Here is a 12,383-nt window from a genome sequence, read left to right on the forward strand (position 1 = left end):
AGGTAAGGCCGTGACCGAACGGTTGAACGGCCCGCAGGACCCGCCCGCGGACATCGCGGGTGGGGCCTCCACCGGACCGGCTGAAACCCCCCGTAAGACCTATCGCATCGGCCCATCGCCGGCGGTCGCCGTCGCCTTCCTCCTCCCGGCGGCGCTGCTGCTGGGCATCTGGGTGGTCTATCCGATCGTCTACTCCGTGTTCCGCAGCCTGTTCGACTCGACCGGCAGCGGATTCGTGGGATTGGGCAACTACGTCACGATCTTCTCCGACATGAGCATGCTGACCACGATCCGCAACAACCTCATCTGGGTTGTCGTGGCTCCGATCGTGGTCACCACGCTGGGGCTGATCTTCGCGGTGATGACCGAGCGCATCAAATGGGCGACGGCGTTCAAGCTGATCGTCTTCATGCCGATGGCGGTCTCCCTGATGGCGGCCGGCGTCATCTTCCGCCTGGTCTACGAGGAGAACCCGGACAAGGGCCTGGCGAACGCGGTGCTCACCACCGTGCACGACACGTTCTCCTCCGCGCAGGGCTACCCCGAGGCGCGAGCGCGCGAAGGCGACCAGTCACCGGTCGCCACCCAGAACGGCGCGGTCGTCACCAAGCAGCCCGCTCAGGCCGGCCAGCCGGTGCTGATCCCGATCGTCGGCGTCAAGCCGGCGGTCATGCCGGGCAACGCCCAGACCGCTCAGGCCCCGGCGGCCGGCACCGGGGTCTCCGGGACCGTCTGGTTCGACTTCACCGCCGGCGGCGGCGGCCAGAGCGGCGCCCTGGACAGCACGGAGAAGGGCCTGCCGGGCATGACCGTCGAGGCGGTGCAGAACGGCCAGGTCGCCGGCACCGCCACGACGGCCGTGGACGGCACGTTCCGCTTCGACGGACTGCCCGCCGGGTCCTACGTCGTACGGCTCCCGCAGTCGAACTTCGAGGCCTCCTACGGCGGCCTGACCTGGCTCGGCCCCACGCTCATCACCCCCGCCATCATCGGCGCGTTCGTCTGGGTGTGGGCCGGGTTCGCCATGGTGCTGATCGCGGCGGGCCTGGCGGCCATCCCGCGCGACGCTCTGGAGGCGGCCCGCATCGACGGCGCCTCGGAGTGGCAGGTGTTCCGCAGGATCACCGTGCCGCTGCTGTCGCCGGTGCTGCTCGTCGTCTTCGTGACGATGATCATCAATACGCTGAAGGTGTTCGACCTGGTCTTCATCATCGCGCCGGCCTCGGTCCAGCCGCAGGCGAACGTGGTCGCGCTGGAGATGTGGCGCGTGTCGTTCGGCGGCGGGAACAACCAGGGGCTGGGCAGTGCGCTGGCCATCTTCCTGCTCATTCTGGTGCTCCCCTTCATGGTCATGAACATCCGCCGGTTCAGAAGGGAGAACGCATGAGCACCGCGACGGCTACGGCGCCTGCCGGGCTGGAGGCGGGTGCGCCGCGCAGGGGGCTGGCGGGCAGGATCGTCGATCGCCTCGGCAGTGGCGTCGTCCAAGTGGTGATGGTGCTGCTGGGCCTGTTCTGGCTGGTGCCGACGCTGGGGCTGTTCGTCGTCTCGTTGCGTACGACGCAGGTCAACAACGCCGAGGGCTGGTGGACGATCTTCACCAAGCCGGCCGAGCTCACCCTTTCCAGCTACACGAACCTGCTGGCCAGTGGCTTCACCGCGTCCTTCTGGAACACCGTGGCCATCACGGTGCCGACCACGATCCTGGTGATCGGCATCGCGGCGATGGCGGCGTACGCGTTCGCGTGGATGGAGTTCCGCGGGCGGGATACAGGGTTCCTGGTCGTGGTCGGGCTGCTGATCGTGCCGATCCAGATCGCGCTGATCCCCATCGCGTCGTTCTACGGCGGCGTCGGGATCTTCGGCTCGATCCCGGGTGTGGTGCTGTTCCACACGGCGTTCGGGCTGCCGTTCGCGATCTTCCTGCTGCGCAACTTCTTCGTCGGCATCCCGGCCTCGCTGCTGGAGGCGGCGCGGATGGACGGCGCGCCGGAGTGGAAGATCTTCGTGTCGGTGGTCTTCCCGCTGGGCAAGCCCGCCATCGCCTCGCTGGGCATCTTCCAGTTCCTGTGGGTGTGGAACGACATGCTCATCGCGCTGGTCTTCGCCAACACCGAGAACCAGCCGATGACCAAGGCCCTGCAGTCCCAGATGCGGCAGTTCGGGTCGAACGTGGACATCCTCTCGTCCGGTGCGTTCCTGTCGCTGATCATTCCGCTGGTGCTGTTCTTCGCCTTCCAGCGGTACTTCGTCCAGGGCATGATGGCCGGATCGGTCAAGTGACCTGACGGGCGCCCGCCTCCTCCAGGGGGCGGGCGTCCGTAACACCTGCTCACGCGGGCTCGATGAGTCTTCATGAAGCGTCTTCTCGCTCTCACCGCAGCAGCCTTCATCGCACTCCCCCTCACCCCCGCCGTCGCCCAGGACGGCACGCCCGGCGCCCCAGGCGCGGGCGACCCGTACTTCCCCGGTCAGGGGAACGGCGGCTACGACGCCGGCCACTACGACCTGGGGCTGGACTACGACCCGGGCTCCAACCGCCTGTCCGGCGTCACGCGCGTCTCCGCGCGGGCCACGCAGGCGCTGAGCCGGTTCAACCTGGATCTCGTCAGCACGCTGTCCGTGCGGTCCGTCACCGTGGACGGCAGGCCCGCCGCCTACACGCAGAGCGGCTCCGAGCTGGTGGTGACGCCACGGTTCCGGCTGCGCGACGGGCGCGGCTTCTCCGTCGTGGTCCGGTACGACGGCCGGCCCGCCCACGTCCTCGACCCCGACGGCTCGATGGACGGGTGGATCCGGACGAGCGACGGCGTGTACAACGCCAACGAGCCCCAAGGCGCGATGACCTGGTACCCCGGCAACCACCACATGACGGACAAGGCCACCTATCGCTTCACGGTCACCGTGCCGAGCACCCGCGTGGCGGTGGCCAACGGGGACCTGGTGTCGAAGGTGCGCAAGAGCGGGCGCACGACGTACGTGTGGGACTCCAAGGAGCCGATGGCCAGCTACCTGGCCACGGTGTCGATCGGCAAGTTCCAGCTCTCCGACAGCCGGATCGGCGGCTACCGGGTGACCACCGCCGTCGATCCCGCGCTGGCCGCGGACGCCCAGGGCCTGCCCGGACGGCATCCGCCGGTGCTCGACTTCTTCAGCTCGGTCTTCGGGCCGTACCCGTTCTCCTCGACGGGCGCGATCGTCGACGACGCGCCCGAGGTCGGCTACGCCCTGGAGACCCAGACCCGGCCCCTGTACCCGCGGGCGCCGAGCGAGTCGCTGCTCGCGCACGAGCTGGCCCACCAGTGGTTCGGCGACTCGGTGACGCCGACGCTGTGGCGCGACATCTGGCTCAACGAGGGCTTCGCCACCTACGCCGAATGGCTCTGGGCGGACAAACTCGGCACCCAGACGGTGCAGGCGTCGTTCGACGAGGCGTACGCCAGGGCGGCCGACGACGAGTTCTGGCAGACGCCGCCCGCCGACCCCGGCGGCCCCGCCAACCTCTTCCACGACCCCGTCTACGACCGGGGCGCGATGACCCTGCACGTCCTGCGCCGCGACGTCGGCGAGGGCGCGTTCTTCGCGATCCTGCGCGCGTGGGCGGCCGAGCACAAGTACGGCAACGCCGACACCGCCGCCTTCATCGCCCTGTCCGAGCGCGTGTCGGGCGAACAGCTCGACGCCCTCTTCGACGCCTGGCTCTTCAAGCCCGGCAAGCCGTCGTTGTGATCATTCTGGTACGGCTTGAACCGACGTTTCGGCCGCAAGCCGTACCAGACCTGGCTAAGCTCAACGGCCATGGCAGGTCGTCCACTAAGCGAAGTCGTCGAAGCCGGATGGGCCAACGCGCTTGAGCCCGTCTCCGAGCAGATCTCCCAGATGGGCGAGTTCCTGCGCAAGGAAATCGCCGAAGGCAGGCAATACCTGCCCGCGGGGGCGCACGTGCTGCGTGCGTTCAGCCAGCCCTTCGACGAGGTCAAGGTGCTGATCGTGGGTCAGGACCCCTACCCCACGCCGGGCCACCCCGTCGGGCTGTCGTTCTCGGTGGCCCCCGACGTGCGGCCGCTGCCGGGCAGCCTGGTCAACATCTACAAGGAGATGGAGACCGACCTCGGCCTCCCCCGCCCCGCCAGCGGCGACCTGACGCCGTGGGCCGATCAGGGCGTGCTGCTGCTCAACAGGGTGCTCACCGTGATGCCCGGCAAGCCCGCCTCGCACCGGGGCAAGGGCTGGGAGCAGGTCACCGAGCAGGCGATCCACGCCCTCGTGGCCCGCGACAAGCCGATGGTCGCCATCCTGTGGGGCCGCGACGCGCGCAACCTGGCGCCGATGCTCGGCAACGTGCCGCGCGTCGAGTCCGCCCACCCCTCCCCGCTGTCGGCCCGCAGCGGCTTCTTCGGCTCGCGGCCCTTCAGCCGCGCCAATGAGCTGCTGACCCAGCAAGGCGCCGCACCTGTCGAGTGGAAGCTGCCCTAGCATCGTCGCCATGAGTGATGAACCGAAGTTCCTGCGCCTCACGGTCGAGCTGACCGTGGAAGTGCTCGACGTGGACGCGCTGCAGGCGGCGGCGCTGGCTGAGATCAGGCATCCCGACGCCGATCTCACCGAAGAGGAGCGTACGGAGCAGGCCGAGCTGGTCGGCTCCGACGAGAGCGGCGCCTCTGCCCTGCAGTGGCTGATCGAGCCTGACCACGTGCTGCAGCTCGTTGAGCACATCACCGAGATCGAGCCGCGTGAGGCCGTTCTCGGGGTGGAGCCGTCCGAAGGGCCGAGCGAGGAAGATGACGAAGAGGAGCACGACCACGCGTGACGCGTGGCTTACCTGACGAACGGCGGGCGGCCACGACGCTTGGATGCGTCGTGGCTTTTCGCATGGTCTCGCTAAGATCGAAAGTCCTAGTGAGCCGCAAGAGGGGCACGCCGTGATCGTCGCATTCTCCATCACCCCGCTGGGCGTCGGCGAGGGAGTCGCCGAGCCTGTCGCCCGCGCCGTCAAGGTGGTCCGCGACAGCGGCCTGCCCAACAGGACCGACGCGATGTTCACCACGATCGAGGGTGACTGGGACGAGGTCATGGACGTGGTCAAGCGGGCCGTGGAAGCCGTGGCGGAGGTCGCGCCCCGGGTGAGCCTGGTGCTGAAGGCGGACGTCCGCGAGGGGGTCACGGACGGCATGACGACCAAGATCGAGTCCCTGGAGCGCCACCTTTCCTAGCGCCCTTCCGTCAGGTTCTTGACGTAACAAAGGGTGAGCGGCTCGTTCACGTACTTGCCGTAGGGGGCGATCCGGACATATCCGGAGCTCTCATACAGGGCGATGGCCTCGGGCTGCCTGACGCCGGTCGCCAGGCGCAGCCGCTCGTAGCCCAGCGCGGCGGCGCGTTCCTCCAGGGCCCGCAACAGGGACCTGGCGATGCCGCGCCCGCGGTGGGCGGGGGCGACGTACATGCGCTTGAGCTCCGCCGTCGTCCCCTCCAGCGGCTGAACGGCGCCGCAGCCGACGGCGGTCCCGTCATCTGTGGCCACCAGGTACGCCGCGTCGGCGTGCACGCTTGAGCGGCCCTCGGGGCCGTACTTGGCCACCAGCTCGGCGAAGGCCGCGTCGAGCAGGGCGGTGAGGTCGGCGTCGGCGGGGTCACAGTCCACGATCAGCATGCGGGCCAGCCTAGAAGACCGGCATTTCGAGATATGTCTTGACCCTCCCTCAAGACGCGACATATCGTGTCGCTCGACACAACGCGATAGTACGCGTTATCGGAGGTGGAGATCAATGGAGCAGGAGCGAGTATCCGTCCTGGTAGTGGGCGGTGGGTACGCGGGACTGAGCGCGGCGGCACTCCTGGCCTGGCGTGAGGTTCCCGTCATGCTGGTCGAACGCCATCCGGGCACCTCGATCCAGCCCAAGGCGTTCGGCGTCGGCCCACGGGCCGTCGAACTGCTGCGCCCCTTGCCCGGCGTGGAGGAGGAGCTCAGCGACATCTGGGCGGGCATCGGCGAGAACATGCGCATCGCGATCGCCCAGACCCTCACCGATCCCGAGCCTCACATGATCATGAGCGACGAGGCCGAGGAGCTGGCCTTCCTGCGCGACATCACCCCCGCGGCGAACGTGGGCGCCCCGCAGGCCGAGGTCGAGCGGGTCCTGCGGACCAAGGCCGAGGAGATGGGCGCCGACCTGCGCTTCTCCACCGAGCTGCGCTCGCTCGACCAGGACGAGGACGGCGTCACGGCGGTGATCCGCGCCGAGGGCGTGGACCGCGTGGTGCGGGCCGACTACGTCGTGGCCGCCGACGGCTACCGCAGCCCGCTGCGCGCCCTCCTCGACGTGCCCGTCTCGGGCAAGGGCGAGCTGGGTCAGATGTGCTCGATCATGTTCGACGCCGACCTGACCGGGCTGGTCCGCGAGCGCGAGGTCACGCTCTGGTACCTGCAGAACGAGGTCTTCACCGGCGTGATCGTGACCGGCACCGGCGTCGGGGCACACGTGCTCGGCGTCAACTACGACGCCTCCAAGGGCGAGAGCGAGGCGGACTTCACCGAGGAGCGCTGCGTCGAGCTGGCACGGATCGCGACCGGCCGGCCGGAGCTGGACGTACGGATCCTGGACAAGACGACGTTCGCGATGGCGCACGTGGTCGCCGACAGCTACCGGTCGGGCCGGGTGTTCTTCGCCGGCGACGCCGCCCACACGATGCCGCCCACCGGCGGGCAGGGCGGGAGCACGGCGCTCCAGGACGGCTGCGACCTCGCCTGGCGGCTGTGGCTGGTGCTCACGGGCCAGGCGGGTCCCGCGTTCCTGGACACCTACGACGCCGAACGCCGCCCGATCGGCACGCTGACGGCCGACGCCCAGCTCGCCAATCTCGGCGTACGCATGCCGCCCGCGGCCCGCATCGGCTACCCGGAGCCCCTCGAAGACCCGGTGGGCGCGCTCATCGGCTACCGCTACCACTCCACGGCGATCCTGAACGAGCCCGGCGACGACGGCTCGCTCCTGGAGGACCCCCGCGTACCTCATGGCCGCCCCGGCAGCCGCGCCCCCCACGTGATCCTCGACTGGGACGGGCAGCACATCTCCACCATCGACCTGTTCGGCTCCGGCTTCGTCCTCCTGGCCGCCAAGCAGGGCGGCCAGGCCTGGATGGACGCCGGACGCGTGGCCAAGGAGCGGCTGGGGGTGCAGCTGACGCGGGTGGTGGTGGATGAGGAGCTGGTGGACGTGGAGGGGCGTTTCCAGGAGCGGTACGGCGTCCGCGGGGGCGGCGCCGTCCTGGTCCGGCCCGATGGGTATGTGGCCTGGCGCTCCCCGGAGGGGGTCCCGGACCCGGCGGCCATCCTGGAACAGGTCCTGCGACAGCTCCTCAACCGCTGACGGCGGCGGCGCGAGCTACTGAATCCGCTGACGGCGTCCTCCTGAGCCGGCCCGGCGCCCCCACCACCTCCGGCGCCGGGCCCCAGCGGCACGAGCGCCTGAATCCGCATCCCATCCGGCGGCTTCAGTCAGGGCAGAACGTGGCCTCGGGGTAGCGCGGGGACGGCTGGTCCAGGATGGCCTGGCGCTTGGCCTTCAGGTGCTGGTCGAGGAAGGCCGCCACGTACGTGCGGGTGAGCTCGGCGGCGCGCGCCGCGGACAGGACGCCCGCAGTGGGCTTGATGCCGAGGGCGTCCGACAGCAGCGGGGTGTCGGTGAAGGACTGGTGTTCCGCGCCCGACAGCACGATCCACCGCTTCCATCCGGTGAGCAGCTTCCAGTCGCGGTCCCACGTGGGGAAGGGGCCTCCGGAGACGTGCTGCGCCGAGCCCAGGAACATGACCGGCCGGGAGAGCCCGCTCTTGGGGATCCGGGCGTAGGCGGTCCCGTCCATGTCGATCCCGGCCCGCACCCGGGGGTCTTCGAGCATGGTCGCGATGGCGCTGGACCCGCCGATCGACTGGCCGACCATGGCGATGCGGGAGCGGTCGATCGGCCACTTCGCGGGCAGCCGGTCGAGCACGAACGAGACGTCGGCGGCCCGGCCCTGGACCAATCCCGCGCCGAAGCCGGGATCGGAGTTGCTGTCGCAGGCGAGGCATTCGGCCACCCGCCCGCCGGGGAAGGTGGTGGCGTAGCTCTCGTAGGGGTGATCGATCCCGGCCACGACGTACCCGCGGCTGGCCAGGTCCTCGGCCAGGGAGGTCAGTGTGCTCATCGGCTTGGTGAAGCCGGGTGAGAGCACCACCAGCGGCCGCTTCTCCCCTGCGGGTTCGGCGTCTTTGATGGCGTTCGTACGGGTTTTGCGCAGCGTGTCGTACGGCGCGCTCGCGATCCCGGTGCCCTTGAGCAGGAGCTCCGATTCCTTGGGTGTCATGTACGGCGCCCGCTGCCCGTCGTGCTGCTCGGTCGGATACCACAGGGTGACCTTGAGCTCTCTGGCGTCGGCGTCGAGGTTCCAGGGATCGGGGCGGGAGGTGTCCTTCAGGTACAGGGCGGTGGTGCCGACCGGATGGTCGCCGGTGGGGGCGGGCAGAGCCGCAGGCCCGGCCGGCGTGGCGGACGCGGCGGCGGATCGAGGCGGCGCGGGCGCGGAGCAGGCGGACGCGGCGAGGACGGCCAGTCCGGCGGCGACGGCCAGGATCTGTCTCATGGAGAGGTCCATTCACTTGTGCAGCAGGGCCAGGGCCTTGGCCAGAGCGGGGTCGCGCCCGGCGGCCGCGTCCTCGGGGGTCAGGGGCGCGTAGTGGTCCGGCGGCACGCCGATCCCGTCGATGACCTCGCGGTTCGGCCCCAGGTGGTGCTGGGCGGGAAGGCTCAGCAGGGTGTTGTCGCCGAGCAGGTACGCCTGTGCCGGCCCGGAGATCGCGCCGGCGGTTCTGGTGCCGATCAGCCGGCCGATGCGCAGCTCCTTGACCGCGGAGCTGAAGAGCTCGCAGGCCGAGGCGCAGCCACGGTCGGTGAGCACGATCAGCGGCAGGCCGAGCAGTTCGACGGTGTCGTCGGTCCGCGCGGCCGCGCACGTGCCGTCCACGGTGCAGTGGTAGGCGGTGACCTTGCCGTGGACGAACGCGCTCAGCAACCGGGTCGCCTCCGTGGGGCTGCCGCCGCCGTTGCCGCTACTGCCGCCGCGCAGGTCCAGTACGACGCCGTTGAGCGTCCGGCCGTTCCGCAGCCTGGAGATCGCCTTGAGCACCCGGGTGGCGGAGTCGGGCACGAATCCGGTCACCCGTACGTAGGCGGTGTCGTCCATCAGCTTCGACCGCACCACCTGCAGGGCGGCCAGGTCCCGCTGGTAGAGGCCGGGCTTGAGCGTCACGCTCCAGCGGCGTCCGGTGCTCTGCCGCAGGAGGCGCAGCTTCACCGGGCGCGCTTCCGGATACTGCGGGTAGAGGGCGGCGATCGCGGGGGTGGCCTGGCCGTCGATGAACGGCGCCGACCCGTTGACCGATTCGACGACGTCGCCCGGCCGCAGCCCGGCCGCCTGCGCCGCGCCGCCCAGCACGGTGGTGACGAACAGCGGCGGTACGGCGACGCCGAGGTTGCCGTCCGCCTGCGAAGCGTCCACGTTCGCCGCAAGACCCAGGCCGTAGCTGTCGCCGTCGTAGTGGTCCGGCGGCTGCTTGACGTCGTGCGTCCAGCCCGCGTGATCGTCGCCGAGGGCGGCCACGATGGCCTCCAGGGTGACGACGGCCAGCTTGTCGCGCAGACCGGAGACCTGATCGGTGATCTTCCGGTAGACGGCCTCGAAAGCGGCCCAGTCGGCTTTCCGATCGCCGGTGAGCGCGGGCATGCTCGCCTCGGGCAGGTCGCGCCCGTTGCGGTTCAGCTCCTGGGTCAAGGCGGCGAATCCGGCGGTCAGCAGCGCGCGGGCGTCCAGGGTGGTGCCGCTGTAGTGGTTGCCGAGGATGCAGAAGTACGCCTGCTCGATCACGTCGATCGTGGTGGGCGTCTCAGCCTTGGACGGTCCCTGAGGAGGCGCGCAGACCGTGCCTGCCGCCGTGCCCGCCCCGCCGCGCGGCGGCGCCGGTGCCGTGCAGGCCGCCGCCAGGAGCAGGGCGAGCCCGGCGGCCGCGATCCTGGCGACGGTCATGACAAGCCTCTCCTGATCCACCAGAAGGACAACCACGTCAGGCCGAGGGTGAGCAGGGCGTAGAGCCCGGTCTCGATCCATTGGAAAGGCCAGAACCGCTCAAGAGGCTGGTACGTCGCCTGCTGCCGGTAGCCGAGCCGGTTGATCTCGGCCAGGCACGCGTCGGTGCTCGTTCGTCCCGCTGAGGATGCGCAGGGACCTGAGGTCGTGGAGACCGGGATGAACCGCTCGATCGTCGACGATGGCCCCTTGGTCCCATCGTCGCTGCCTGCGGTCGTACGTCCGGCGGGATCGAGGAGGTCGCTGGACAGGACCCAGGCGCCCGCGTGGCCGGGAACGGCGGACGTACTCAGGAAAACCTGAACAGGTCCGCCTCCCTGCCCTTGCATGTGGAGGCTGTCCACGTTCGTCTGGTTGAGCTCGAAGGTCGCGCTGACCGGGGGCATCAGGTGGGGCCGGACCAGCAGCGGCATGGCGAGCTGGATCGCGGCGAAGGCGGCCAGGGTGAGGGCCATGGCGGGCAGTGTGCGGCCTACCAGCATGCCCACGGTCACGCCGAGGACGAAGGCGAAGGCCGCGTACCCGATCGGGGCGATGCCGCGCGCGCCGAACACCAGAGGAGACATCTGGGCCATTTCCGGAACAGCTGACTTGTCCAGCGGATCGGACCACCAGGTCACCGCGAGCCCGCACACGCCGGCGGCGGCCATGGCCGCCAGGCCGGTGAGCCCGAGCTTGACCGCCAGCCAGCGGGCGCGGGTGACGCTCTGGTTCCACACCAGCAGGTGCGTGGCCGACTCCAGCTCGCGGGTGATCAGCGGGGCTCCCCAGAAGAGCCCGACCAGCGCCGGCAGGATCAGCACGACGAGGGTGAGGGCGAGGAAGGGGAGCTGGTACTCGTCGAAGAAGCGGTCGAAGAAGCCGTCGCAGGTGTTGTCCGGGGTGCAGCCGGCGATCCCGGCGGTGTAACGGGAGGCCAGATCCGGGCCGGTCAGGGCCAGCACGGCGGTGAGGACGACGAGTACGGCGGCCGTCATCGCGGCCGAGCCACGGAACTGCCGCCAGGTCAGCCAGATCATCCCTGCACCTCCGGGGCGGCCCGCCGGTTCTCGGCGGTGCGCTGATCCATGTAGGCCAGGACGAGGTCCTCCAGGCTGAGCCGGCCGACCGTCCAGGCGGGGTCATGGACCGGGCCGTCGGCACGGACCACGTACGTGCTCTGCCGGTCGGTGTGCCGCGCGGAAACCACGTACAGACCACCGGGAAGCCGATCGGACCGCCGAGCGGAGGCCTCGTGCCGACCCTCGGAGACCTCGTGCCGACTGTCGGAGACCTGGTCGCGATGCTGAGCAACAACCGCATGCGCACCATCGGGAAGCCGAGCGGAATGCCGGGCAGAGGCTTCCTGCCGGCCGTCGGGATCGCGGCGTGGGCCGGTGAGCCGGTGATGAGTGGCCAGCAGTTGATCGGGCTTCCCGGCGATCTGGACGCGGGAGTCGACGAGCACGATCAGGTAGTCGCAAACCCGTTCCAGGTCGGAGACCAGGTGGGAGGAGAGCACCACGCTCAGCTCGTGCTCGGCGGCGGCCTCCATCAGCCCTTGCAGGAACTCGTGACGGGCCAGCGGGTCGAGTGCGGCCGCGGGCTCGTCCAGGATCAGCAGGTCGGGCCGCTTGGCCAGGCCCAGGGTGAGGGCGAGCTGGGCGCGCTGCCCACCCGACAGCTTCCCCGCCCGATGCGTGGGGACGAGGCCGAGCCGCGCGATGCGTTCCCGCGCCATGCCGTCGTCCCAGCGGGGGTTGAGCCGGGCTCCCAGCCGCAGGTGTTCGGCGACGGTCAGGCCCGCGTAGACGGGGGTCTCCTGGGCGACGAACCCGACCTTGGCCAGCTGCGCGGGCGTGCCGCCCGGCCGGCCGCCGAGCACGGTGATGCCGCCCGCGGTCGGCTCAAGCTGGCCGCTGGCCAGCTTCAGCAGCGTGGACTTGCCGGCTCCGTTGGGACCCACCAACCCCACGACGTGCCCCGCCGGGATGTCGATGGTGCACTCGCGCAGCGCCCAGCGCCGGCCGTATCTCTTGCCCAATGCCTGGGCCTTCAGGACAGAAGTCACGCCATGCCCTCCTGAAAGGGTGGTCCGAAAGGTGGTCATGAACAGCGCCTCGGTCGCCGAGGTCGCGACTCCATGGCGGCGTGGTGCCGGGAACGAAACTAGGCACCGCACATGCCGGTGCGCGTCGGCCGTCAAAGCGAGATCACCTACCGCCTGAGAGCGAGGGGCGGCCGGCTCATCCCTGCGACCTAGTCCCGGAGACCGTGAAACC

At 70.1% G+C, this 12,383-nt stretch carries 12 protein-coding genes; 7 read left to right on the forward strand and 5 right to left on the reverse strand.

The features are described from left to right. The first annotated feature begins 10 nt into the window (after window positions 1-10). The 6 genes from ABEA43_RS36370 to ABEA43_RS36395 all read left to right on the forward strand — a co-directional run bounded on the left by ABEA43_RS36370 (window position 11) and on the right by ABEA43_RS36395 (window position 5,213). A complete protein-coding gene (locus ABEA43_RS36370; RefSeq protein ID WP_345569114.1) occupies window positions 11-1,387 on the forward strand; it encodes an ABC transporter permease in 1,377 nt (458 codons plus the stop codon). Then, a complete protein-coding gene (locus ABEA43_RS36375) occupies window positions 1,384-2,283 on the forward strand; it encodes a carbohydrate ABC transporter permease (protein WP_345569116.1) in 900 nt (299 codons plus the stop codon). Before ABEA43_RS36370 ends, ABEA43_RS36375 begins: the two co-directional genes overlap by 4 nt. Window positions 2,284-2,355: 72 nt before the next feature. Next, complete coding sequence (locus ABEA43_RS36380) at window positions 2,356-3,729, forward strand: M1 family metallopeptidase (protein ID WP_345569118.1); 1,374 nt, start codon at window positions 2,356-2,358, stop codon at window positions 3,727-3,729. Between the two features lie 69 nt (window positions 3,730-3,798). Beyond that, window positions 3,799-4,476 carry a uracil-DNA glycosylase gene (locus ABEA43_RS36385; RefSeq protein WP_345569120.1) on the forward strand — a complete coding sequence of 226 codons (678 nt, stop codon included), beginning with the start codon at window positions 3,799-3,801 and terminating at the stop codon, window positions 4,474-4,476. 10 nt (window positions 4,477-4,486) lie between these two features. Then, the gene (locus tag ABEA43_RS36390; protein WP_345569122.1) at window positions 4,487-4,810 is read left to right on the forward strand and encodes a hypothetical protein; all 324 of its coding nucleotides are present in this window, start codon (window positions 4,487-4,489) and stop codon (window positions 4,808-4,810) included. Window positions 4,811-4,922: 112 nt separating this feature from the next. Then, the gene (locus ABEA43_RS36395; RefSeq protein WP_345569123.1) at window positions 4,923-5,213 is read left to right on the forward strand and encodes an MTH1187 family thiamine-binding protein; all 291 of its coding nucleotides are present in this window, start codon (window positions 4,923-4,925) and stop codon (window positions 5,211-5,213) included. Here the strand turns inward: ABEA43_RS36395 and ABEA43_RS36400 are convergent. After that, window positions 5,210-5,653, reverse strand: a complete 444-nt coding sequence (locus ABEA43_RS36400; RefSeq protein ID WP_345569125.1) for a GNAT family N-acetyltransferase — start codon at window positions 5,651-5,653, stop codon at window positions 5,210-5,212. The two genes, ABEA43_RS36395 and ABEA43_RS36400, sit on opposite strands and share 4 nt — an antisense overlap. A gap of 115 nt (window positions 5,654-5,768) precedes the next feature. Between ABEA43_RS36400 and ABEA43_RS36405 the strand changes: the two genes are divergently transcribed. Further along, a complete protein-coding gene (locus ABEA43_RS36405; RefSeq protein ID WP_345569127.1) occupies window positions 5,769-7,370 on the forward strand; it encodes an FAD-dependent monooxygenase in 1,602 nt (533 codons plus the stop codon). Between the two features lie 124 nt (window positions 7,371-7,494). Here the strand turns inward: ABEA43_RS36405 and ABEA43_RS36410 are convergent, their stop codons facing one another. Genes ABEA43_RS36410 through ABEA43_RS36425 form a run of 4 tightly spaced genes read right to left on the reverse strand, consistent with a single transcriptional unit; the run spans window position 7,495 to window position 12,172 of the window. Further along, window positions 7,495-8,622 (reverse strand): alpha/beta hydrolase family protein, encoded by a 1,128-nt coding sequence (locus ABEA43_RS36410; RefSeq protein WP_345569128.1) that lies wholly within the window; start codon window positions 8,620-8,622, stop codon window positions 7,495-7,497. 12 nt (window positions 8,623-8,634) lie between these two features. Further along, window positions 8,635-10,062, reverse strand: a complete 1,428-nt coding sequence (locus tag ABEA43_RS36415) for a S41 family peptidase (RefSeq protein WP_345569129.1) — start codon at window positions 10,060-10,062, stop codon at window positions 8,635-8,637. Further along, complete coding sequence (locus tag ABEA43_RS36420; RefSeq protein ID WP_345569131.1) at window positions 10,059-11,141, reverse strand: ABC transporter permease; 1,083 nt, start codon at window positions 11,139-11,141, stop codon at window positions 10,059-10,061. The genes ABEA43_RS36415 and ABEA43_RS36420 overlap by 4 nt, the downstream gene beginning before the upstream one ends. Further along, window positions 11,138-12,172 (reverse strand): ABC transporter ATP-binding protein, encoded by a 1,035-nt coding sequence (locus ABEA43_RS36425; RefSeq protein WP_345569133.1) that lies wholly within the window; start codon window positions 12,170-12,172, stop codon window positions 11,138-11,140. Before ABEA43_RS36425 ends, ABEA43_RS36420 begins: the two co-directional genes overlap by 4 nt. Window positions 12,173-12,383: the final 211 nt, after the last annotated feature.

The sequence above is a fragment of the Nonomuraea rosea genome, assembly GCF_039539705.1.
GTDB lineage: Bacteria > Actinomycetota > Actinomycetes > Streptosporangiales > Streptosporangiaceae > Nonomuraea > Nonomuraea rosea.